This window comes from Oceanobacillus senegalensis (assembly GCF_900176885.1).
In the GTDB taxonomy this organism is placed as follows: domain Bacteria; phylum Bacillota; class Bacilli; order Bacillales; family Amphibacillaceae; genus Oceanobacillus; species Oceanobacillus senegalensis.
Window position 1 is genome coordinate 416769 of record NZ_LT839648.1, and the last position, 23081, is coordinate 439849.

Genomic DNA, 23081 nt, shown 5'->3' on the forward strand with positions numbered 1-23081 from the left:
CTATTAACATCTAATCAATGAAGTCTAATACATCTATTAAAATGGATGTATTAGGATAAGTAAGACACTTATTCATCTGATGCTTATTGTTCGGATAGGTGTCTTTCTTCTTTGTCATTTTCCCCATACCTGTAAAAAAAATGTAATCCTTTTACAATATATTTTTAATAAAAGCCTAACAAAATATGACAATTTCAATGATAGAATGACATATAGATGAAGTTATATGAAGGAGAAGTTGGAAATTGTCGAAAAGGTTTTATTGGTTCCTAATGATTCTTGTTTTGATGATAGGAATCTATCAGGCTAGTAATATATTTAATGAAGCGGAAGTGCTGATTGGCTATGAGAATGAGGATGGGAAACAGAAAATACTAGAACATAGCAGTAATGTGGAACATCATTATCAAAATTTATCCGCTTTTTCTGTAACGATGAATAAAAATAGAATTCAGGATCTAAAAAAGCATCCGGATGTTGCGTACATAACGGAGAATATAGAAGTCTCCATTTCCGCCGACCAAATAACAGAAATATCTGAGTTATTGGCTACAACTTCGGAAACGGAGAATTGGAATATTAAATTGACGGGTGCTGAAAAAGCATGGATGGAAGGCAGTACAGGAAAAGGGGCAGATATTGCAGTTATTGATACAGGGGTTTCTCCTCATTCCGATTTAATAATTGATGGGGGTATTTCAACCGTTGAATATACAGATAGCTGGCATGATGATTTTGGTCATGGTACCCATGTGGCGGGAGTGATTGCGGCAAGTCATAATGGAGATGGAGTCGTTGGGGTTGCTCCCGATGCAAATATCTATGCCGTTAAAGCATTGGATGAGAATGGTGAAGGTCAGCTTGATGATATATTGGAAGCAATAGACTGGTCAATAGAGAATGGGATGGACATTATTAATCTTTCACTTGGAACAGAGATTGAGAATCCTTTATTGGAAGAAATTCTCGAAAAAGCATACGAATCTGGAATTTTAACCATTGCTGCGAGTGGAAATAGTGGTGAAGATTTAGTAATTTATCCAGCGAAATATAAAAATGTCATCGCAGTATCTGCAGTGGATGGAAGGATGAACCCTACGACCTTTACCTCAACAGGTGAGGCAGTGGAGTTCTCTGCGCCGGGCATAAATATTAAAAGTACATATTTGGATAATTCATACGGTATTGCAAGTGGTACGTCTCAAGCTGTTCCACATGTAACAGGAATGTTGGCCCTTCTGATGGAAAAGTATCCTGAAAAGTCGCATATAGAATTGCGAGAGGAATTAATACACCATGTAAATGATTTAGGAGCAGATGGCAGAGATGCTGTCTATGGACACGGATTTATTTCTTACCTACCGGATGATCAGAAAGCTCCGAATGAAGTGTCTGGTTTAACCATTAATGAAATTACTACTAATTCCGTAACATTCAGTTGGAATAATCCTACTAATATTGATTTTAATAGAGTTGCTATTTATATGAATGATAGTTGGATAGGTAATGTAGATGGTGAAAAGAACTCCATTTTTTCATTAGAAAACCTTGAAGCAGGAAAAGAATATGTGATGACATTGTACACGGAAGATCAAATAGGGAATATGTCAAACGGTGTTACCATGACATTTACTACATATTCTGACGATACTACAGAAGATAGTTTTAAAACAGCGAATAATGGTGATTTGATTTCTGAGGAAAATAGGGTGGAATCCACAAGCACAGGGCAAAATCAAGAACAAGCGGAGTCAGTTCGTGAATTCTCTTCCACTAAGAGGGATTTTGGAGAGGGAGAATTAGCTCCATCTGATTTAAACAGTAAGACAGAGAATCGTTCACCTCATAACATGACGAATAGCTCAACAGAAGGAAATCAGTCTGATTTAGAAGAGGAAGAAAAACTAGAATCACTTAAGATGAGAAATGCTTTGCCCGAAGATAGACAGCAATCATCGATTCTGAAGATAGAAGAAGTAGAAAATAGTGACAGCAACTTTATCATAAAAACAATTGAATTTATCCGACAAGTCATCGTATCTATTGGTAATTGGTTTGGTGTTACGTTTGGTTTGTAATCTATAGTTAAAAGTTCGGTTTACTAGACTGTTAATGAATGGCTCATTAATAGTCTATTTATTTTGTGATTCACACTTCTTATTGGAGGTTTTCAACAAAAATTGGAGCTGAAATGGTCCCATCATATTTTTCATCTAATTAGTCAAGACTAGAAGGAAAAAGGGGAAATTTGATGGAGCTTATCCAGAGATATGTTTCAAAGGAATTAACCCATTTTGTTGGTCGTCATCAACCGGAGGATGAGCGGTTTGATTTATTAATTGATATCATAAAAAGTGGTTGGCTTTTACATAAAAATATCCCAGGCGATATTCAAGTTCAAATCAATACGGATGCAAAAGGATTGGAGGATATCGTTACACCTGGAATCACGTGTTTTGCGGATATTCCAATTAATGATTTATCCCTACATATGGAGAAATATAGTAATTTTGGATTATCTTTTAAAAAGGATTTTCTGGTGGAGAAAGGGGCAAACCCTGTTTATTATATAGCAACGAATGGTTTAATAGAAAAACAAAAAGAAGGTAAGGAACAGCGAGAGAGTTATTTTGAAGAGAATATTAAAAGCTATTTTACGTTAATGAGGGATGTAAAGGAAAGGATACAAAGGAATTCCGATGAAAATAAAGCAATGGAATTACAAATGCTCCAACACTTAGATACCTTTCTTGTAAAACATATTTTTGCATACCTGAAACCTTTTGATGCCTCTAAAACGGACGCGGATGAGGAAAATTATTATTTAGAAAGAGAATGGCGCATTGTAGGTGATGTTCCGTTTGTCATGAATGACATTACACGTATATTGATTCCTGAGCGGTATGGCAAGAAATTAAGAGAGGTACTGCCAGATTACCACGGACAAATTTCATTTACAGAGTAACGTAGGTTAAAGGCAATACCAACCTCTTGGATATTTCTTAAATAGAACCGGGCTGCTTTTAACCCGGTTCTTCTCATGCTAGGAAGCTCACAATAGGGTACCGATTGCTCCAGCATGGGACCCTTTATCAAGGAAGATGGGGTCATAGGAATAGTAATCCTGGAATCCACTTAATACGCTTTTTAATGGTTCGTTTCCGTTTAAGGTACTTCCGACAAAGACTACCTTTTTCATTTGATTTGCTTGTACACATTGTACCGCAAGTGTGATGATGGTTTCTCCTATCATCTGAATGAGGCTTGCTACATAATCCTCTACTCTAGCTGTTTTATTCACGTGTGCTTTTCCAAAATTAGCTGCCGTTAAAGCACCTGGGATTGGCGGTTCATGAGGTGCATAAATGTCTTTTACTAACAAATCACTATTATGGTTTGATCCCTTTTTCGCAAGTTCTATAATCTGATGAAAATCCTTTCTACCTGTAATGATAGAGCCCATTCCTAATAATGTTCCACCACCTATTCCACTTCCCGCAACACGAGTGGTTGCATCGGAACTAACATGGAAAATCGATGTGCCTGTACCAATGCTAACAAGGATGAAATCTTCATCAAAGCTTGGCTTCTCTTTTTGTAATAGATATCTTGTCCCTTTAGCGATGGCCTCAAATTCTTCTACCATATTGGTTTGCTGATTCACTGCAGTTTTTATTTGAAAGGATTTTCCTCCGGTAATAAATAGATTCGCATCCGGCTTTAGCATTTGCAACCAATTAAATAAGTTATTTAGATCCTGATAATCATAGGATTTCACATGAAAATCACCACGTTCTTCATATGCCATTTTAATTAATGATCCGCCTGCATCGATTCCGATTTTTTCTGTCATTATTCATAGTCCTTTCCGCCATTTATTTCCGACTATTATTTTTGCCATTTTTCTATATTCGATAGTTTTAACATCATTTCCTTCTAATATTGGCATGAAGCACGGAAATTCATTAAAATAGAGATTGATGAAACTTTTTATGCACCACTAACGTAATAAAAGTATAAGAGGTTCTGAACACATATGATATTTAATGATATAGAAATGATATATAGGAGTTGATTAACTTGAAGGCCATTTTACAATTTATCGCATCATCCATAAGCTCTACCTTTGGGATGATGGCGATATGGCTGATTAGTTTTTTAGGATTTGAACTAACCTTTGTACTCTCTGGAATCGTATCTCTTCTTGGAGGAGTTGCCTTATTTTTCATTACATGGGAAATGATCCAAGTTGGCTTTATACGGAAAAATGGACTTACGAGAAAAGAATATCGATATATTGAATCTAATTTAAAGGAAGCCAAGGGAAAAATTTCGCGACTACAGCGTGCTTTAATGAGTGTTCGAAGCATTGATCAAGCGAAACAGAATTTCGAAATCATACGCACCGTTCGTCGTATTTATACGAATACAAAGAAGGAGCCTAGTCGTTTTTATAAAGCAGAGGGTTTCTTTTATGAACGTCTGGATTCCTTAGTAGAATTAGCTGATAAATACGCATTTCTATCTTCCCAGCCTGGTAAAACATCTGAAGTAAAGACATCCTTGCAAGATACCCGTCGTACGATTCAGGGGTTAGGGGAATCTGTGAAAAAGGATTTGTATATCATGCTTGATGAAGATATCGATACATTGCATTTCGAATTAGACGTTGCTAAAAATTCTATTAATCGAATGAAGAAAAAAGATAGGAGGATGTTTAAATGAACGAGCAAAAACGAGAAGTGGATGAACTTTTAGCCAACCCGTTCGGTAAACCTGAAACGAATGATGTCTCCATTTCACAGACGCCAACTGAAATGGATAAACCAAAAAAGGTAATGGACATACTACCATATGAGGATCAGCAAAAGGCCCTTCAGATTGCAAAGCAGATTGACCATACCAATCAGCAATCCATCACAACATACGGAACAGAAGCCCAAACCAAATTACATGATTTCTCCCATTCGATGCTGGAGCATGTGGATAACAATGATGTTAGTGAAATTGGTTCGATATTAAAAGACTTAATGAAAAAATTAGAACAAGTTAATCCGGATGAATTAAAGCCAGAAAAGCGTGGTTTACTGTCGCGGATGTTTGGGAAAATCTCTAGTACAGTCAATGAAATTCTTTCTAAATACCAAAAAACTGGTGCACAAATTGATCGAATTAGTGTGAAGCTAGACCGTAGTAAAAACACATTAATGAAGGATAACGAACTCCTTCAACAATTATTTGATAAAAATCGTGATTTCTATGATGCGTTAAACATCTATATCGCTGCTGGTGAGACAAAGCTTGAAGAATTGGAAACACAGACCATTCCAGCATTAAAGCAAAAGGCAGACCAGAGTCAAAACCAAATGGATGTACAGGAAGTAAACGATGTGATGCAATTTGCAGAACGTTTAGAAAAACGGATGCATGACCTACAGCTAAGTAGGCAAATCACGATGCAAAGCGCGCCACAAATACGGCTTATTCAAAACACCAACCAAGCACTTGTCGAAAAAATCCAGTCCTCTATTTTAACGGCTATTCCATTATGGAAAAACCAAATTGCGATTGCACTTACCTTGCTTCGCCAGCGCAATGCCGTCGAAGCACAGAAGAAAGTCTCTCAAACAACCAATGACTTATTGCTGAAAAACTCTGAAATGTTGAAAGTAAATACCATAGAAACGGCAAGGGAAAATGAAAGAGGATTAGTCGATATTGAAACCTTAAAACAAACGCAGGAAAACCTAGTTTCCACCATTGAAGAAACACTACAAATTCAAACAGAGGGAAGACAGAAACGCCAGCAAGCTGAAAAAGAACTTCAAGGAATGGAAAACGAACTAAAACAAAAACTCCTAGAACTTCGATAAAAAGCACTTCGATCATTGAAGGAGCTTGGAACTTCCCAGAATAACAAGAAAACTGTTAGCTGTTATGGCTAGCAGTTTTTTTTAGGATAGGATGGAGAGTGCATTTGGAGCAACTAATATTGTAAGCAGTACCCACTATAGTTGTTGGAAATGACAAATATGAATAGCTCATGATAAAATTTTATAAATAGACCCTCCTTTATCTGACTGGGAATAGAAAGCAAAAGAAGGTTAAATATAAGCATGTCAGATTGTTTTAAGGAGAGATGATATGTCAGGATCAAAAAAAGATACCAATTCATATATGCTATCGGAAAAAGATAAAAAAAGTAGAAGCCGTGCATTAATTGGTGCAGCGTTCTTAATGGCAACCTCTGCAGTTGGGCCAGGTTTCTTAACGCAAACCGCGGTATTTACCGAAACGTTACTTGCTAGCTTTGGTTTTGTTATCTTGGCTTCCATTGTATTAGATATCGGTGCACAGCTAAATGTCTGGAAGATAATTGCAGTAACAGGAAAACGAGGTCAGGAGATTGCGAGCGCCGTTGTACCTGGTTTAGGTTTTATTGTGGCAATTTTTATAGTTATTGGTGGACTTGCATTCAATATTGGAAATATAGGTGGTACAGGCCTTGGAATCAATGCAATGTTTGGAATAGATCCAAAAATTGGTGCCATTATTTCTGCTGCTATTTGTATTTTTATTTTCCTTTCCAAGGAAGCTGGTGCAGCGATGGACCGGATTGTAAATATCCTTGGTGGAGTACTCATTTTATTAATTGCTTATGTTATGTTTGTAAGCCAACCCCCTATAGGAGAGGCAATTTATCGTACATTTATTCCATTAGAACTAGATTTTTATGCGATTATTACTATCGTAGGTGGATCAGTCGGTGGTTATATTACGTTTTCGGGTGGCCATCGACTTCTAGATGCAGGAATAAAAGGAAAAGAAAGCTTACCAGAAGTTACGAGAACGTCCGTTACAGGAATACTAGTCGCTTCATTGGTTCGAATTTTGTTGTTTTTAGCTGTGTTAGGTGTTGTTTCTGCAGGTGTTAGCCTTGATCCAACTAATCCAGCGGCAACTGTTTTCCAACATGCTGCTGGTGATATCGGTTACCGACTTTTTGGTTTAGTTTTATGGATTGCAGGGATTTCTTCTGTAATTGGAGCAGCCTACACTTCTGTATCCTTTTTACGCACGTTTCATAAGAAAATTGATGAAATGTATCGCTACTGGATTATTGCGTTTATTTTATTTTCTACCGCAGTATTTGTTTGGGTTGGGCAAGCGGCGACATTACTCGTATTAGCAGGTGCTGTAAATGGATTAATTTTACCGTTAACATTAGGTTCGATTATTATAGCTGCACATCATTCAAAAATTGTAGGTGATTACAAGCATCCCATTTGGTTAACTGTTTTCGGTGTTATTGTGGTCATTTTAACAGCCTACTTAGGGATACAAACATTATTCCAAATGATACCACAGTTATTTTAGTAGGATATGAAAATAGGAATAATTTTTATAATTGGGGGGGATATGATGTTTCAAATAGATCCCATAGGTGATAAGGGATTACGAATTCAGCTTGGGGAAACTATTTCCAAAGAAACAAATGAGAAGATTCGAAGTCTTTCCCTGTTATTAGAGAAAGAAAATATTTCTGGAATAGTGGAGTGGATTCCTACTTATACAAGCCTCTCTATCTATTACGATCCATACTATATTTCTTATGAAAAATTGAAAGAAAGAATAGGTACATTGGCAGGGAAATTTTCACAGATTGAATTACCACCCGCAGAAGTCATGCATTTTCCAGTCTTTTACGGTGAAGAGATGGGGCCTGATTTATCGAATGTTGCCAAACATAATGGACTAACAGAGGAAGAGGTTATTGAGATTCATACGGGCTCGGATTATCTTATCTTTATGATGGGCTTTACTCCGGGTTTTCCATATTTAGGAGGAATGTCGGAAAAAATTGCAACACCGCGTTTAGCGGAACCACGTTTAAAAATACCGGTTGGTTCTGTAGGGATTGCAGGATCTCAAACTGGTGTATATTCGATGGAAACACCGGGTGGATGGCAGTTAATCGGAAGAACACCTCTCGAATTGTATGACCCAACTAGAGAGAAACCTATATTACTTCAAGCTGGTAATTATATTCGTTTTGTTCAAGTTTCCAAAACAGAGTATATCGAGATAGACAATCTCGTGAAACAAAATAAATATCATCCACATATTGAACCATTTAAGGGAGAGTGAGAAAATGGACGAATATTTTGTTGATCTAAACAGTGATCTTGGAGAAAGTTATGGGGCTTTTACAGTTGGTCAGGATGATTTAGTCATGAATTATATTACTTCTGCTAATATTGCTTGTGGTTACCATGCTGGAGACCATAATGTTATTCAACAATCCGTGAAAAAAGCAACGGAAAAGCAAGTAGGAATAGGAGCCCATCCAGGTTTTCAAGATTTACACGGATTTGGTCGTAGGATGATGCAAATAGATACGGATGAATTATACAATTTGATGGTATATCAAATTGGTGCTATCCAAGCATTTGCCAAGCTGAATAACAATAATTTGCAACATGTTAAACCACATGGTGCTTTATATAATATGGCAAGCAAGGACAAAGAAATGGCCCAAGCTATTGCACAGGCTGTATATGATATAGATTCCAACCTGATTTTATTTGGACTTGCTGGTGGAGAGCTGGTTAATATGGGACGGAAGGTTGGACTAAGCGTTGCAGAAGAAGTTTTTGCAGATAGAACCTATCAGCCTGACGGGACATTGACAAAAAGGACGGAAAAAGATGCCATCATAACAGATGCGGAAGAAGCGGTGTATCGAGTTATTCGCATGGTTAAGGATGGAAAAGTAGAAGCTATGGATGGTTCGGATATACCCATTCAAGCTGATACTATTTGTGTGCATGGGGATAGTCCGAAATCATTAGAATTTGTTAGCAAATTAAAAGAAGGTTTGCTGGATAATGGAATTAACATAAGAAGAGTAGGGTTATAAAATGGCAAAAGCTGTGATAGAAGTAGAAAAATCAGGTTTATCAACCTCCATACAAGATCTTGGACGAATGGGTTATCAACAATATGGGATGGTTGTATCAGGGGCCATGGATATATTAGCTCTACAGGTTGGAAACTTGTTAGTTGGGAACAAGAGAGATGCTGCGGGGATTGAAGTTGTCATTATGGGACCTAAGCTGCGTTTCTTAAAGGATACGATTATTGCAGTGTGTGGAGCAGATCTCTCGGCAAAGTTAGATGGAAAAGACATCCCTATGTGGACATCGATTTCTATAAAGAGCGGACAAATTATAACATTTGGGCAGCCGAAGAACGGGGCTTACGCATATGTATGCATAGCAGGTGGGATTGAAACACCGATGGTTATGGGAAGTCGTTCTACATATGTGAAAGCTTCTATCGGTGGCTTTCAAGGTAGGTTTTTACGAAAAGGAGATGTATTAGAGACGGGGACACCAATCATAAAGCAACGAAGGATGAAGCGGTTAACGAAGGACAGTATCCCAATATATGATACAGAACGAAAAATAAGGGTAGTATTGGGACCTGACTTAGATGCGTTTCAGCGTTCCAGTGTCGAAACATTTCTCTCTGAAACATACAAAATTACCAAAAAGGCAGATCGAATGGGAGCGCGTTTGGAAGGGCCAAAACTTGAACATGTTAATGGAGCAGATATTATATCTGATAGTATATTTCCGGGGACGATTCAAGTGCCAGCGAATGGCCAACCGATTGTACTCCTGGCAGATAGGCAGACAACAGGAGGTTATACTAGAATTGCCAACGTAATTTCTGTTGATTTTGCACGTGTCGCACAAAACTTACCAGGAGCTGAATTACAATTTGAAGCAATAAGTGTAGAAAAAGCACAAACCTTGCATGTGAAAAGAGAAAGATTTCTAAGGATATTAAGCATGGCAGCAGGGGTAGTTAGCTAAGTTTTTACTTCGGTTGTAAACGAATGGAAGATTTACTTTGTGAAGCAGTGTGGTACGGATAATTGGCTGTACCATACTGCTTTTTATTTTGAACTTGTCATTTCATTTTAGGCATTATTTGAATAGTAATAAATTGTCTGAAAAAATATAGACAAAAACTATTAGTAATGTTATATTACTTTTTAATACCAAATGAACGACAATTATCGACAGGCTATTTGATCCTTGAAAAAGGAGTAGAAGTTGTCAATATAATCGTTCATAAAATGCGTTATTTGACCTCATTTGATAGAATTTGAGAATAATTGTAAAATAAGTTTCCAAAAAACAAGTTTTCTGTTAATTGGTTATTTACAAATAGTAATGAATTCCTGTACTATTATGATTAACTAGTTGGTGATTTATATGTCGCTGTAGTCACTTAGGATTAGAGTGACAATAAATGACAGAACTATTAAAAAATTTTAAGAATGTCAGGTACATATGGGGGTGACTGTTGCGTAATTAAATGAACGAGATTTATATTTACACTACTAAGTAATAGAGGCTATTTTAGGGGGGATTTTGAATGAAAAAGAGATTTAGTTTTTTAGTTACGATGGTTGCTCTTCTAGTATTTCTAGCAGCTTGTGGCAGTGGTTCTGAATCAAGTGGAACTGCCGATGGGGGAGAAGAGGAATATGTATTGCAAGCAGGTCACTCCTTACCAGATGACCACCCTTATCATCTTGGATTTTTAGAAATGGCGAAGAATGTTGAAGAAAGAACAGATGGACGCGTGAAAATTGAAGTGTTTCCATACAGTGAAATTGGTGCAGAGCGTGAGTTAACAGAAGGCCTCACACTAGGAACAGTAGACTTAGCCATGTCTTCAACAGCGCCAGTTACAAACTTTGTTCCAGAATTAGAAGTATTAGACGTACCATTTATTTTTAATGATCGTGAATCAGCAGTTGAAGTATTAAATGGTGAAATCGGGGATGAATTATTTGCTGCAATGGAAGAAAAAGGTATCATTGGACTTTCATGGGGAGAGAACGGATATCGTCATATTACAAATTCTGTTCGTCCAGTTGAAAAACCAGAGGATTTAGAAGGTTTGAAAATTCGTGTACAAGAAAATGAAATCCATCTAGCAGCATTTGAAGAGCTTGGTGCACAGCCTACTCCAATGGCTTGGACAGAAGCATTGACTGCACTACAGCAGAATACAGTTGAGGCACAGGAAAACCCGGCAATTGTAGCTGACCAATATAAACTTTATGAATCCAATCAAAAATATATGACATTAACTGGTCATGTATACTCTGTAGCGGTTTACATGATGAGTAAGCAAACATACGACGAACTTCCAGAAGATTTAAGAGAAATCGTGCTTGAAGAAGGACAAAAAATCGGAGAAATGCAACGTGACATGATTGTGGAAATGGAACAAGAATCATTGAAAACATTGGAAGAACAAGGTGTAGAGATAATTGAAGATGTGGATACTGCTCCATTCCAAGAAGCCGTTCGTCCAACATATGAAATGGTAGAACATCAAGATCTATTAAATAAAATTTTAGATGCACAAAAGCAATAGATGAATTAATAGAGTAGAAATGAAATGGAAATAGGAGAATTTTGTTTTCTCCTATTTCGTTATAAGCGGTTGTATACATTTTGTGGAGGAGGGGAGCTCGTTGCAACGAATAATAGATTACATAAATATTGGTATGAAGCATTTTTTAAATATAATAATGGCGGTTCTAGTAACAACCACATTTCTACAAGTTGTGTTTCGCTTCGTACTGGAAAGTCCACTAGCATGGACAGAAGAATTGGCGCGATATAGCTTAATCTGGCTAACCTTTTTAGGAGCAGCCTATGCGATGTCGTTAAAACAACATATTTTAGTAGAGTTCTTTACAAACTTATTTCCTCCTATAGGTAGAAAAATATTCGAAACATTGGCAGTAATTGTGAGTATGACTTTTTTTATCCTTATGATGTATCAAGGATGGCAGCTGGCAATGAGTGCGATGGCACAAACATCTCCTGTATTAAGAATCCCAATGGGGTATGTTTATGCGGTGATTCCGATTAGCGGCTTTTTCCTAGCTGTTAATCAGATTTCTGTATATATAAAGGACATGAATAAGGGGGATAACCAAGATGACAATCCTGCTGTTTAGCTTATTAATTGCATTATTCTTAATTGGGGTCCCCATTGCAATTGCACTTGGTACGTCAGCTTCTGCTATATTTTTAATCGAAGGTAATGTCTCTTTAATCGTTATCATGCAACGTATGTTTAATTCAATAGATTCCTTTCCATTGTTAGCTATTCCATTTTTTATTCTAGCAGGGAAACTTATGGAATCAGGTGGTATTTCAAAGAGATTAATTCATCTTGCTAATGTTATTTTTGGTAGAATCAAGGGTGGTTTAGCCATTGTATCGATTGTAGCTTGTGCGTTTTTTGCGGCTATCTCTGGGTCGGCTGCTGCCACTACAGCGGCAATTGGGGGGCTATTGATCCCTGCGATGGTAAAACGTGGATATGATAAGGATTTCTCAACAGCTGTACAAGCTGCTGGTGGGACGATTGGTATTATGATTCCGCCTAGTGTGCCACTTGTTCTATACGGTGTTGCGGCAGGTGTTTCCATTGGTGATTTATTCATTGCTGGTATTGTTCCCGGAATTCTTGTAACCATGTCACTGATTATACTAGTTTATATTATTTCATTACGTAACGGATATGGTGGAGAAGAAGCCTATACGTTTAAAGATTTTGTAAAAGCATTTTTTGATGCCATTCTTGCCTTATTAATGCCAGTTATTATTTTAGGTGGTATTTATGGCGGAGTGTTTACACCGACAGAAGCAGCAGTAGTTGCAGTGGTTTATGGTTTGGTAGTTGGTTTATTTATTTATCGAGAGATTAAATGGAAGGAATTATCACAAATTTTTACATCATCTGTAATAACGAGTGCTGTTATTTTATTTATTATTGCAGGTGCTGCAGTATTTGGCTATTACCTTACAAGAGAACGGGTACCAAGAGAAATGGTCGATTTCATGCTAGGAATTACAGATAATTGGATTTTCGCCTTGCTTATTCTCAACCTATTACTTCTAATAGTAGGTACTTTCCTAGAAACATCTGCAGCAATTATTATTTTAACACCAATCTTAACACCGATAGCAACTGCACTTGGCATAGACTTAGTACATTTTGGTATCATCATGATTGTGAACCTAGCAATCGGGTTTATCACTCCACCTGTTGGTGTGAATCTATTTGTGGCTTCCAATATAGCTGGAACAAAGATAGAAAAACTAATTCGCGCTATCATCCCTTTTATTCTTGTTATGATTATAGATGTTATTATCCTTTCCTTTATACCTGGAATTAGTTTGTTTTTAACACAATAAAGGAACATGTAGATATATTTATAAGGCTATTTATTGTAAATTGTTGCTTTAAGATAGTTGGTGCTTTCATATCGCTATGTATCTGCGTCTTTATCCTTCTAATCCATTTTTAGGATGTCAGATATACATATATTGAAGCAGTAATGTTAGATTTGTTCTAAATAATAGGAAGGAGTAGAGTGAATGGCTAAAAAAAATCAAGACCGGCGTTTTAAAATAGCCAATCGGGAGGCGCTAATCGGCTGTGGATTAGCTGTGATTAATATTTTATGGTGGTATGGATTTGCCTTTGGATTAGGTTCCAAACCTCCAGAGGAATACAGTTACATATTAGGATTTCCTGCATGGATTTTCTTAAGCTGTATTGTTGGTGTAGTTGTCATGATTGTATTAGTCGGAATTGTCGTCAAGTTTGTGTTGAAGGAAGTTCCTTTTGAGGACGAAGATGACCAGAAAGATGAGGTGAATTCTGCATGAATTGGGCTGTATTAACTCCACTGTTAGTATTTTTAGTAGTGATTTTCTTTATTGGTTTATGGTCTAATCGAAAAATGGCCAAAGCGGATGGGTTCTTAAGTGATTACTTTTTAGGTAGCCGTGAATTTGGTGGTCTTGTATTAGCTATGACGATGGTTGCTACCTATGGGAGTGCATCCAGTTTTTTGGGGGGACCAGGTGCTGCATATACGATTGGATTTGGCTGGGTTTTATTGGCCATGACACAGGTTGCAACAGGCTACTTCACGTTGCTAATTTTAGGGAAGAAATTTGCAATTGTAACCCGAAGATACAATGCGGTTACTCTCATTGACTTTTTAAAAGAAAGATACAAAAGTACACCAGTTGTATTATTGTCAGCTGTCAGTATCATCATCTTTTTATTCTCTGCAATGGCAGCACAATGGGTTGGAGGGGCCTACCTCATTCAGTCATTAACTGGTATAAGCTATATCGGAGCTATGTTTATCTTTACTGTATCCGTACTCATTTATGTTACCATTGGTGGATTTCGTGCCGTAGCGATAACGGATACCATTCAAGGGATAGTCATGTTCTTTGGAACTATGATTCTATTAGTAGCGGTTATTGTTGCAGGTGGTGGGATATCCAATATAATGAACGATTTGGTTACTATTAATCCCAATCTGATTACCCCATTTGGACATGATGGTTCATTAACTCCTGCGTATATTTCTTCGTATTGGATCTTAGTTGGGGTAGGAGTTATTGCTCTTCCGCAGGTTGCCGTCCGAGCGATGTCTTATAAAAATGCAAAATCGATGCACCGAGCTATTATGATAGGAACGGTGGTTGTAGGTTTTATTATGCTAGGGATGCACTTAATTGGTGTGTTTGCTAGACCAGTATTACCAGGAATTGAAGTTGCAGACCAGGTTATTCCACTAGTGGCACTTGATGTGTTACCACCTTGGATTGCGGGAATTGTCTTAGCTGCACCACTGGCAGCCATTATGTCCACGGTTGATTCTTTATTAATCTTAGTTAGTTCCGCTGTTGTAAAGGATGTATATATTAACTATATTAAGCCAGATGCATCGGATAATCAGGTGAAAAAAGTTAGTATGGCAGTGACATTTATCATTGGTGCGATTGCATTTATTTTAGCAATCAACCCACCTGAATTGTTAATCTTTCTGAACTTATTCGCGTTTGGTGGATTAGAAGCAGCATTTATGTGGCCATTAGTTCTCGGATTATATTGGAAGTATGCTAACAAATATGGAGCTATTGCTGCAATGGTGACCGGGATTGGTTCCTATATTGCCATTCATTTTTACAACCAAGCATATGGTGATTTATTAGGAGTACATACCGTTACTGTACCTGTCTTTTTATCATTAATTGCATTTGTCCTTTTTAGCTTGATATTTAAACAAGAAGCATATGAGTTTCCAACACAGAATTTGAAAAAAGAAGCCTAAGGTGATGTTACTTATTGAATGTAAAAGCATCGGAACGAATGAAATGAGATTATGAACGGGTTGTTTCTCTTACACAAAAACTGGTTCAAATCTGGTGTTCCTGGTGCAACAGATGGAATGTTCCTACATGTGCATGGTGCACCAATAGTAACTATTGGTGCAGGAGACAGAGATATTCCACATCAAATTGATGAATATGTAGAGGTAGAAGAATTGGAAGAAACAACCGAAATTTATCGGACTGCAGCCCTCCATTTTTTAGCAGTAGGAAATGAATAAGGTACTTACTATTGCATGAAATATTGGCAATAGCCGGGTTTCGCAAAATATAGATTTAACAACTAATGAGGTGTGAGAGATGACAACATTAAATATTGCAGTATTACCAGGGGATGGTATTGGTCCTGAGGTAACGAAGGAAGCAGTAAAGGTATTAGAAGCACTTACAAAATTAGATGATTCGTTTAACATTAAAACAACTTCCTTTAACTGGAATAGTGAATATTATTTACAGCATGGTCGCATGATGCCGGAAGATGGATTAGAACAATTAAAGGAGTTTGATAGTATTCTGTTCGGTGCGATTGGTGACAGTCGAGTTCCTGACCATATTTCCGTTTGGGAACTGATTATGCCAATTCGGAAAAACTTCCAGCAGTTTGTGAATTTCCGTCCTATTAAACTATTAAAGGGCTTGGACAGCCCATTGAAAAATGAAAAACCAATTGATTTTGTGATTCTTCGTGAAAATGGGGAAGGCGAATATTCCAATATGGGTGGAACTATGTTTCAAGGGGAACAACGAGAAATGGCAGTCCAAAATACGATTATGACACGACAAGGTGTGACGCAAATCGCTGAATTTGCCTATGAATATGCTCGTGAACATAATTTTACAAAAGTAACCAGTGCAACGAAATCCAATGCTATTATCCATACGATGAGATTTTGGGATCGAGTTTTTGAAGAAGTAGTAGAAAAGAATGAAGATATCGGCTATGAAAAATATTATATTGATGCATTAGCTGCATACTTTGTGCAACGTCCTGAGGATTTCCAAGTTGTTGTTTCATCCAATCTATTTGGTGATATTTTATCTGATTTAGGTTCTGCTATTGTTGGGGGATTAGGTGTTGCTCCATCCGGAAATATCAATCCCAAACGTGAATTTCCATCCATGTTCGAAGCTGTTCATGGTTCTGCACCTGATATTGCTGGGAAAGGAATTGCCAATCCAATCGCACAAATCTGGTCTGCTGCACTAATGTTAGAGCATCTAGGTCGTAGGGATTTACATGACAAGGTTCTTTTCGCCATCGAATCCGTCTTAGAAGAAAAGGCAGTATTGACACCAGATATCGGTGGATCAGCAAGTACAGCAGATGTCGGGGATGCCATCATTAGAAAATTACTGGTTAAGGAAGTGAGTTAAATGTCCTATGAAGGAAAAACATTTATTATAACAGGTGCTAGTGGTGGAATGGGGAAGGCCACTGTTGATTTATTACTAGAAGCTGGTGCCAATGTAGTTGGTTGTGACTTAAACGTGGGAAAATTGAGGGAGTATGAGCAAAATGCTAGATTCTTAGCAGTAGAAGGTAATCTTTTAGAGGAAGTTACAGTAAAACGAGTTTTTAAAGAGGCATCGGAACATTTTGGTGAGATTAGTGGTCTAGTAAATATAGCAGGAATTGCTCAACCTGCTACACCGATAGAGGAAGTAAGTTTAGAAGATTTTCATAAGATTGTGGATATTAATTTAACCATGTCATTCTTAACATGTCGTGAAGCTGCTAAATATATGAAGAAACAAAAATCTGGGAAAATCGTTAATATCGGTTCCGTTTCGAAAACAAGACCAAGACCAGGATTACAGTCTTATATTGCTTCAAAAGGTGCCATCGAATCATTCACTAAGGCACTAGCTTTAGAGCTTGCGGACCATCAAATTAATGTAAATATCTTACATCCAGGTCCAGCAGATACCAGTATGTTGGGTAAATTTACAAAAGCTGATGGAGATGTAGATGAAGCAAGAAAGGAAATTTTTGAAAAGAGTGTTCCATTAGGTAGGTTAATACAGCCAAATGACATTGCAAACTCTATTAAATTTCTACTTTCCGATGAAGCTAGCATGATTACTGGAACAGTATTGCATGTAGATGGCGGAAGAAATCTGTAAGCTATAGACCTGGAGGAGGATTGTCATGAAAGAACTAAAGATGTACATAAATGGTAAGTGGATGGATACAGCGGATGGTACGACCATAGATGTTAGAAACCCATCCAATGGAGAAGTTATAGCAACCATTCCACAAGGTAAAGCAGAAGACGTGGATTTAGCGGTTCGAGCAGCGAAACAAGCATTTGACAATGAGGCGTGGCGAAGTGTTAAACCCCATGAGCGTGGAGATATCTTATTTGCTATTGCAGATAAATTAAAAGAAAATCGCGATGAACTAGCAAAACTAGAAACCATGGATGTTGGGAAACCCTTATCTCAAGGATATGCTGATGTCGATGCGGCCATTCGTTACTTCCAGTTTTATGGAGGATCTGCGGACAAGGTAATGGGGGATACCATTCCAATTGAGGATGGAATAATTGATTATGTTGTTCGCGAACCCGTTGGTGTGACAGCGCACATCATTCCTTGGAATTATCCAATTCAAATCATATCAAGAAGTGTTGCTGCAGCAATAGCTACTGGTAATACTGTTGTCGTAAAAAGTGCGGAAGATACACCGATGACTGCCAATAAGCTAGCAACTTATTTTGATGAACTTCATTTACCTGAGGGAGTCTTTAACCATGTGACAGGATATGGATATGATGCTGGTGCGGCTTTATCCTCGCATCGATTGGTAAACCATGTTACGTTTACGGGGTCTGTTCCAACTGGTATAGCGGTTGCGCAGGCGGCGATGAAAAATGTTGTACCGGTAACATTGGAACTTGGTGGAAAATCTCCAAATATTGTATTCTCTGATTGTGATGTGGATAAAACGGTTCAAGGCGTTGTTCGTGCCATCATTCAAAATGCAGGTCAAACCTGTTCGGCAGGAGCAAGGCTATTAGTTGAAAAATCATTCAAGGATGAGTTTTTAGTGAAGGTTATTGAACAATTCAAACAGTTACAGGTTGGGCCTGGATTGGATGATAAAGATATTGGACCAATCCTCAATGAAAAGCAATTCCATCGTGTTATGGAATTCATTGAATTAGCAAAAGAAGAAGGCGAAATTCTTGTTGGTGGTAATCGCATAACGATAGAAGGCTCTGAAGATGGTTGCTATGTGGAGCCAACTATTATTGATGGTGTAAAACCAGATAGTAAACTAGCTCAGGAAGAAATTTTTGGTCCCGTTTTAACGGTGTTTCCATTTGAAGATACAGAAGAAGCACTAAGTTTAGCTAATAGTACAGATTACGGATTAGTAACTGGAATTTGGACGCAGGATATTTCTAGAGCCCATTACCTTGCAAGTCGTATTGATTCCGGACAAGTGTTTATTAATAATTACGGTGCAGGTGGTGGAATCCAAATGCCATTTGGTGGTTACAAGCGTAGTGGATTTGGCCGTGAAAAAGGCTGGATTGCATTGTATAACTATACACAGGTGAAAAATGTTGCTGTGAAATACCATTAATGAGGAAAGATCTTCTTTAATAAATACTCCCCATCAAGTATTAGATACCTGATGGGGAGTATTTTTGTTTATCAAATAGGTGTACTTACTCTTTTGGTTCCAAATCTTCAATGGAATTGATATTTTCCATATAAGTAGGAACAGCTAACCCAATTTTACCTTCATCCATGTTTGCTCCTAGGTCTTCAAATTTACCTTTATACTCCTCGTATAATGCACCGTGAGTCGCAGGCAACCATGGAGAAAGAGTAGCATCAGCATCGCCTGCTGCAATTGCCTCAAACAAAATAGCCGGATCAACTGATGTATAAGTTACGTCAAACCCATGTTGTTCCATTACAACCTTAGCTACATTTCCTGTGAAAAGCATATCATCCCATACAGTTGAAGCTATTTTTATTGAAGTACCGTTGGCGGGCTCTACCCCTTCTGTCCATTTTGCAACGGTTTCTTGATTATTATCTACCCACTGTTGTGCTACCTTTTCATAGTCAAAGTCCATTTTAGTAGCTTCAAGCAAGGCCGCCTCGATTTCTGGAAGTTCAAAATGGATTCTGTCAAGAATGGTATGGGCCTTAGGCATTTCCTCTTTTAACCCATTTCTTGTGATTGTGGTAACGGATTCCAATTCACCAAAGACCCCTTTTGGATCTTCTAAATACTTTAGGTCATACTTTGCAAACTTGTAATGAGGTGACCATGCAGTCACAACGATTGGTTCTTCGTTTTTAATAGCTTCATCTAACTGTGTTAACATTGCAGCTGTTGAGGTCGAATTCAGTTCCCAGCCGGCTAGACTCTCATACTCTTCTAAGGCATTGAGGGTATTTTCTGTTTGTCCGGCACCAGGTTCAATACCAGTAATCGTATATTCCATTTCTTCGCTGACATTTGTAGTGGCCTCAGATTCATTGTTAGTCGTATTGTTAGTAGTATCCTCCGTATCTCCCTGTCCACAGCCTGCTACAACAAGAGATAAGGATAAACCAGCAATTAATCCTAATCTTTTTAATTTGAAGTTAGACATGGTGTATAGCACTCCTTTATTATTTATTTCTTGTATTAAACGACAACTATCTTAAAATTATACGCTTCTGTTTGGTATGATTCAAACAGTATATTCGGTTATTTTAGTTCATACAGAATATATAGTTTATAAATACCTAACTTTTAAAAGAGGAGGCGTACGTTTCCTTAAGTTTGCTCCATATTTGTGTATCCCATTCCTAAATTTGTTGGTGAGGGGATAGGGGAATAAACAGTTACTGTGGAAGGTTTGTTTTCCGAAAAGTAAACAAAGTATGGCTTCTATAAGAAGGCACGAGCCTTTTCAAATAAGACAACCATTACTTTAGCATAGGATATGGTAGATTTTTATTTTCAGCTTCTTAAAAAGTAAATTCGTTATAATGATACAGGTAGTTTCCTTTTTACAAAATTATGGTAAAATTCAGTTATAAGAATATAGTCTGACTATGAGGTGGGATGATGGATCAAGCAAAACTAATCGAATTAGTTAAGATGGTTATAACCGATGATAATCGAATATTAATAGATAAAGCGGACTTATATAGTTATTCTTTTGACGCTTCCTTTGGTAGCTATCTTCCAGAATTAGTCGTGCAGCCAAAATCCACAAAAGAGGTTTCAGCTTTGATGAAATTGGCGAATAAATATGGGATTCCTATTTATCCGCGTGGTCAAGGAACCAGTTTAAGTGGAGGACCACTTCCAGTAAATGGTGGAATCGTCCTTGATTTATCTACATGGAATGAAAAGCTGGAAATCGATGTGGAAGATATGATTGCTATTGTTTCACCAGGAGTGCTTACTGCTAGCATTCATGAGGCTGCCTTAGAGAAAGGTTTTATTTATCCACCAGATCCAAGCAGTTCGAATGTTTCCACGATTGGCGGGAATTTAGCGGAGAATTCAGGTGGCCCTCGTGGACTCAAATATGGGGTGACTAAGGACTATGTGATTGGACTGGAGGTTGTTACACCTGAAGGAGAAATTATCCGGACTGGTGGGAGAACGATAAAAAATGTAACGGGATATGATGTAACAAAGTTAATGGTTGGTTCAGAAGGAACACTCGGTATCATCACGGAAGCTATTTTACGCCTTTACCCTAAACCTCAAGCAACCCAGACATTAATGGCTGTTTTTCATGACATCACTGATGCAGGAAGGGCTATTACGAACATCTTAAATTATGGAGTACTTCCTAGTAAACTCGAAATCATGGATAATGCCTCCATTACAGCAGTAGAAGCATACGAACCGCTTGGGCTCCCGACAGAAGCCGACGCATTGCTACTGATTGAATTAGATGGACATCCGGAAGCAATCCGAGACGAAATTACAAGGGTTCAGAAAATATGTAAAAAGGAACATGTGGCGGAAATGAAAATAGCTTCGGATGAAAGTGAATCAAAAAGCCTATGGAAAGCAAGGAAGTTAGTTTCTCCTGCCATTGTACGGAAAAAGCCAACAAAAATTTCCGAGGATGCGACCGTACCTAGAAGTAACATTCCAGAAATGTTTCGTAGACTAAAGCAAATTAGGGAAAAATACCATGTTGATTTAGTTGTATTTGGTCATGCCGGAGACGGAAATTTACACCCGAATATCATTGCAGACAAACGGGATAAAGAGGAAATGAAACGAGTAGAGAAAGCTGTGGAAGAAATCTTTCGAGCAGCGATTGAGCTAAATGGTACGTTATCTGGTGAACATGGAATTGGTACTTTAAAAGCCCCGTTTATGGAAATGGAACTTGGAGAGGTGGGACTTGATATGATGAAACGAATTAAGCAAGCATGGGATCCTAATAATGTTCTTAACCCCGGAAAGATTTTTCCAGAGCCTGGTGAAAGGTTTGTGTTAAGTGATGACTAGACCGAAGCTAGCTTACGAGGAAACGTTTGATTGTGTACAGTGTGGCTATTGTTTGCCGGCCTGTCCCACTTATTTAACAATGAAAAAAGAAACGCATTCCCCAAGAGGGAGAATTAATCTTGTAAAAATGGCTGCGGAAGGAAAAATCACCTACTCGGATTTAGCGGGACCGATTGAATTATGTCTAGGCTGTCGCGCTTGTGAGGTAGTCTGTCCAACAAATGTCCAGTATGGAAGAATCTTAGAATCAGCTAAGGAAGTTTTACAACATTCTAAAGAAAAGAAATCTCTCTTTGCAACGTTTTTATTTGGAAAGGTATTATCAAATGAAAAATGGTTAAGGTCTACAAGAATGGGCTTAGCAATTTATCAGCAGTTTGGTTTACAAACGGTAGCTAGGAAATCGAAGCTGTTAAACCTATTTCCGGATAAAATTAAAGCCTTTGAGTCTGTCTTGCCTGAGATGAATCGTCCTTTAAATAAAGGTAGAAGAGAGAATGTCTTTCCTGCTAAAGGACCTATGTATAAAATAGGTTTTTTTAGTGGTTGTATGATGGATAGTCTATTTTCCACTATTAACACTAAAAGTATGAAACTTTTACAAGCAGCGGGATGTGAGGTGACGGTTATAAAAGAGCAAACCTGTTGTGGAGCCCTACAGCTTCATAGTGGCAAAAAGGAAATGGCTAAACAACTAGCTAAGGAAAATATCATTGCATGTGAAGCGTATGATTTTGATTTTATTGTGAACAGTATTGGTGGATGTGGGGCAATGCTCGTTGAATATGAACATTTACTTTCAGATGATGATGGAGACTGGAGGAAGAGGGCCAAGGCGTTTTCGGAAAAAAATGTGGATATCAGTGTGATTTTATCAAAACTTAATCTTTCCTACACAAAGGATGTCCACAAAATAGTCACCTATCAACCATCATGTCACCTAGACAATGTACAAAAAAGGTCAGAAGAGGCCCTTCAGTTACTGAAATCTATTCCAGGCATTCATTATATGGAACTACGAAATAAAGAGATGTGTTGTGGGTCTGCAGGAATCTACAATCTTATAAACTATGAAGCATCGATGGATATATTAGATGATAAGATGGGGAACGTTCAAAGACTAGCAAGAAATCCGGATGTCATTGTAACAACAAATCCAGGATGCTATTTACAGATGAAGCTTGGCCTTCATCGAGAGGGCCTGTCAGAGAAAATTAATGTCATTCATTTAGTAGAAATAGTCGCAGAAGCCTGTGGCATAACGGATTAGACAGGGATTTCTGAGT

Annotated in this window: 20 protein-coding genes and 1 pseudogene; 19 read left to right on the forward strand and 2 right to left on the reverse strand. The window is 37.8% G+C overall.

Going from position 1 to position 23081, the window contains the following annotated elements:
• The first annotated feature begins 245 nt into the window (after positions 1–245).
• Entirely contained in the window at positions 246–2078 is a 1833-nt protein-coding gene (locus CAO17_RS01900) for a S8 family serine peptidase (RefSeq protein WP_085991148.1), read from the forward strand.
• 173 nt (positions 2079–2251) lie between these two features.
• Positions 2252–2965, forward strand: coding sequence for an abortive infection system antitoxin AbiGi family protein (locus tag CAO17_RS01905; RefSeq protein WP_085991149.1), 714 nt, complete (start codon positions 2252–2254; stop codon positions 2963–2965).
• 87 nt (positions 2966–3052) lie between these two features.
• Here the strand turns inward: CAO17_RS01905 and coaW are convergent, their stop codons facing one another.
• Positions 3053–3853: a type II pantothenate kinase gene (coaW, locus tag CAO17_RS01910; protein ID WP_085991150.1), complete on the reverse strand. Its 801-nt coding sequence runs from the start codon at positions 3851–3853 to the stop codon at positions 3053–3055.
• A gap of 227 nt (positions 3854–4080) precedes the next feature.
• Here coaW and CAO17_RS01915 point away from each other — a divergent pair, with 227 nt between their 5' ends.
• The 15 genes and pseudogenes from CAO17_RS01915 to CAO17_RS01985 all read left to right on the forward strand — a co-directional run bounded on the left by CAO17_RS01915 (position 4081) and on the right by CAO17_RS01985 (position 18894).
• A complete protein-coding gene (locus CAO17_RS01915; RefSeq protein ID WP_085991151.1) occupies positions 4081–4725 on the forward strand; it encodes a 5-bromo-4-chloroindolyl phosphate hydrolysis family protein in 645 nt (214 codons plus the stop codon).
• On the forward strand, positions 4722–5873 hold the full coding sequence (locus CAO17_RS01920; protein WP_085991152.1) for a toxic anion resistance protein: 1152 nt from the start codon (positions 4722–4724) through the stop codon (positions 5871–5873). Before CAO17_RS01915 ends, CAO17_RS01920 begins: the two co-directional genes overlap by 4 nt.
• Before the next feature lie 271 nt (positions 5874–6144).
• A complete protein-coding gene (locus CAO17_RS01925; RefSeq protein WP_425435858.1) occupies positions 6145–7377 on the forward strand; it encodes an NRAMP family divalent metal transporter in 1233 nt (410 codons plus the stop codon).
• Between the two features lie 45 nt (positions 7378–7422).
• On the forward strand, positions 7423–8148 hold the full coding sequence (gene pxpB / locus CAO17_RS01930; protein ID WP_085991153.1) for a 5-oxoprolinase subunit PxpB: 726 nt from the start codon (positions 7423–7425) through the stop codon (positions 8146–8148).
• A gap of 4 nt (positions 8149–8152) precedes the next feature.
• Positions 8153–8920 (forward strand): LamB/YcsF family protein, encoded by a 768-nt coding sequence (locus CAO17_RS01935; protein ID WP_085991154.1) that lies wholly within the window; start codon positions 8153–8155, stop codon positions 8918–8920.
• A gap of 1 nt (position 8921) precedes the next feature.
• On the forward strand, positions 8922–9881 hold the full coding sequence (locus CAO17_RS01940) for a 5-oxoprolinase subunit C family protein (RefSeq protein ID WP_085991155.1): 960 nt from the start codon (positions 8922–8924) through the stop codon (positions 9879–9881).
• 568 nt (positions 9882–10449) lie between these two features.
• Positions 10450–11463 (forward strand): TRAP transporter substrate-binding protein, encoded by a 1014-nt coding sequence (locus CAO17_RS01945; protein ID WP_085991156.1) that lies wholly within the window; start codon positions 10450–10452, stop codon positions 11461–11463.
• Positions 11464–11563: 100 nt separating this feature from the next.
• Complete coding sequence (locus CAO17_RS01950) at positions 11564–12055, forward strand: TRAP transporter small permease (RefSeq protein WP_085991157.1); 492 nt, start codon at positions 11564–11566, stop codon at positions 12053–12055.
• On the forward strand, positions 12036–13301 hold the full coding sequence (locus tag CAO17_RS01955; RefSeq protein ID WP_085991158.1) for a TRAP transporter large permease: 1266 nt from the start codon (positions 12036–12038) through the stop codon (positions 13299–13301). Before CAO17_RS01950 ends, CAO17_RS01955 begins: the two co-directional genes overlap by 20 nt.
• 183 nt (positions 13302–13484) lie before the next feature.
• Complete coding sequence (locus CAO17_RS01960) at positions 13485–13778, forward strand: YhdT family protein (RefSeq protein ID WP_085991159.1); 294 nt, start codon at positions 13485–13487, stop codon at positions 13776–13778.
• A complete protein-coding gene (panF, locus tag CAO17_RS01965; protein ID WP_085991160.1) occupies positions 13775–15244 on the forward strand; it encodes a sodium/pantothenate symporter in 1470 nt (489 codons plus the stop codon). Before CAO17_RS01960 ends, panF begins: the two co-directional genes overlap by 4 nt.
• Before the next feature lie 90 nt (positions 15245–15334).
• A pseudogene (locus tag CAO17_RS01970) lies at positions 15335–15523 on the forward strand (M20/M25/M40 family metallo-hydrolase); the annotation flags it as partial.
• A 79-nt stretch (positions 15524–15602) separates the two neighbouring features.
• Positions 15603–16676 (forward strand): tartrate dehydrogenase, encoded by a 1074-nt coding sequence (locus tag CAO17_RS01975; RefSeq protein WP_085991161.1) that lies wholly within the window; start codon positions 15603–15605, stop codon positions 16674–16676.
• The gene (locus CAO17_RS01980; RefSeq protein WP_085991162.1) at positions 16677–17426 is read left to right on the forward strand and encodes an SDR family NAD(P)-dependent oxidoreductase; all 750 of its coding nucleotides are present in this window, start codon (positions 16677–16679) and stop codon (positions 17424–17426) included.
• Between the two features lie 25 nt (positions 17427–17451).
• Complete coding sequence (locus tag CAO17_RS01985; protein WP_085991163.1) at positions 17452–18894, forward strand: aldehyde dehydrogenase family protein; 1443 nt, start codon at positions 17452–17454, stop codon at positions 18892–18894.
• An 85-nt stretch (positions 18895–18979) separates the two neighbouring features.
• Here the strand turns inward: CAO17_RS01985 and CAO17_RS01990 are convergent, their stop codons facing one another.
• Positions 18980–19921: a glycine betaine ABC transporter substrate-binding protein gene (locus CAO17_RS01990; protein WP_085991164.1), complete on the reverse strand. Its 942-nt coding sequence runs from the start codon at positions 19919–19921 to the stop codon at positions 18980–18982.
• A gap of 461 nt (positions 19922–20382) precedes the next feature.
• On the opposite strand from CAO17_RS01990, the gene CAO17_RS01995 reads away from it, so the two are divergent.
• Complete coding sequence (locus CAO17_RS01995; protein WP_085991165.1) at positions 20383–21795, forward strand: FAD-binding oxidoreductase; 1413 nt, start codon at positions 20383–20385, stop codon at positions 21793–21795.
• On the forward strand, positions 21788–23065 hold the full coding sequence (locus CAO17_RS02000; protein ID WP_085991167.1) for a (Fe-S)-binding protein: 1278 nt from the start codon (positions 21788–21790) through the stop codon (positions 23063–23065). The genes CAO17_RS01995 and CAO17_RS02000 overlap by 8 nt, the downstream gene beginning before the upstream one ends.
• Positions 23066–23081 lie beyond the last annotated feature (16 nt).

Excerpts from the sequence above, each read along its gene's own strand:
- CAO17_RS01905 (WP_085991149.1), top strand. The coding sequence starts at position 2,252 with ATGGAGCTTATCCAGAGATATGTTTCAAAGGAATTAACCCATTTTGTT.
- coaW (WP_085991150.1), bottom strand. The coding sequence starts at position 3,853 with ATGACAGAAAAAATCGGAATCGATGCAGGCGGATCATTAATTAAAATG.
- CAO17_RS01920 (WP_085991152.1), top strand. The coding sequence starts at position 4,722 with ATGAACGAGCAAAAACGAGAAGTGGATGAACTTTTAGCCAACCCGTTC.
- CAO17_RS01925 (WP_425435858.1), top strand. The coding sequence starts at position 6,145 with ATGTCAGGATCAAAAAAAGATACCAATTCATATATGCTATCGGAAAAA.
- pxpB (WP_085991153.1), top strand. The coding sequence starts at position 7,423 with ATGTTTCAAATAGATCCCATAGGTGATAAGGGATTACGAATTCAGCTT.
- CAO17_RS01935 (WP_085991154.1), top strand. The coding sequence starts at position 8,153 with ATGGACGAATATTTTGTTGATCTAAACAGTGATCTTGGAGAAAGTTAT.
- CAO17_RS01940 (WP_085991155.1), top strand. The coding sequence starts at position 8,922 with ATGGCAAAAGCTGTGATAGAAGTAGAAAAATCAGGTTTATCAACCTCC.
- CAO17_RS01945 (WP_085991156.1), top strand. The coding sequence starts at position 10,450 with ATGAAAAAGAGATTTAGTTTTTTAGTTACGATGGTTGCTCTTCTAGTA.
- CAO17_RS01955 (WP_085991158.1), top strand. The coding sequence starts at position 12,036 with ATGACAATCCTGCTGTTTAGCTTATTAATTGCATTATTCTTAATTGGG.
- CAO17_RS01960 (WP_085991159.1), top strand. The coding sequence starts at position 13,485 with ATGGCTAAAAAAAATCAAGACCGGCGTTTTAAAATAGCCAATCGGGAG.
- panF (WP_085991160.1), top strand. The coding sequence starts at position 13,775 with ATGAATTGGGCTGTATTAACTCCACTGTTAGTATTTTTAGTAGTGATT.
- CAO17_RS01975 (WP_085991161.1), top strand. The coding sequence starts at position 15,603 with ATGACAACATTAAATATTGCAGTATTACCAGGGGATGGTATTGGTCCT.
- CAO17_RS01980 (WP_085991162.1), top strand. The coding sequence starts at position 16,677 with ATGTCCTATGAAGGAAAAACATTTATTATAACAGGTGCTAGTGGTGGA.
- CAO17_RS01985 (WP_085991163.1), top strand. The coding sequence starts at position 17,452 with ATGAAAGAACTAAAGATGTACATAAATGGTAAGTGGATGGATACAGCG.
- CAO17_RS01990 (WP_085991164.1), bottom strand. The coding sequence starts at position 19,921 with ATGTCTAACTTCAAATTAAAAAGATTAGGATTAATTGCTGGTTTATCC.
- CAO17_RS01995 (WP_085991165.1), top strand. The coding sequence starts at position 20,383 with ATGGATCAAGCAAAACTAATCGAATTAGTTAAGATGGTTATAACCGAT.
- CAO17_RS02000 (WP_085991167.1), top strand. The coding sequence starts at position 21,788 with ATGACTAGACCGAAGCTAGCTTACGAGGAAACGTTTGATTGTGTACAG.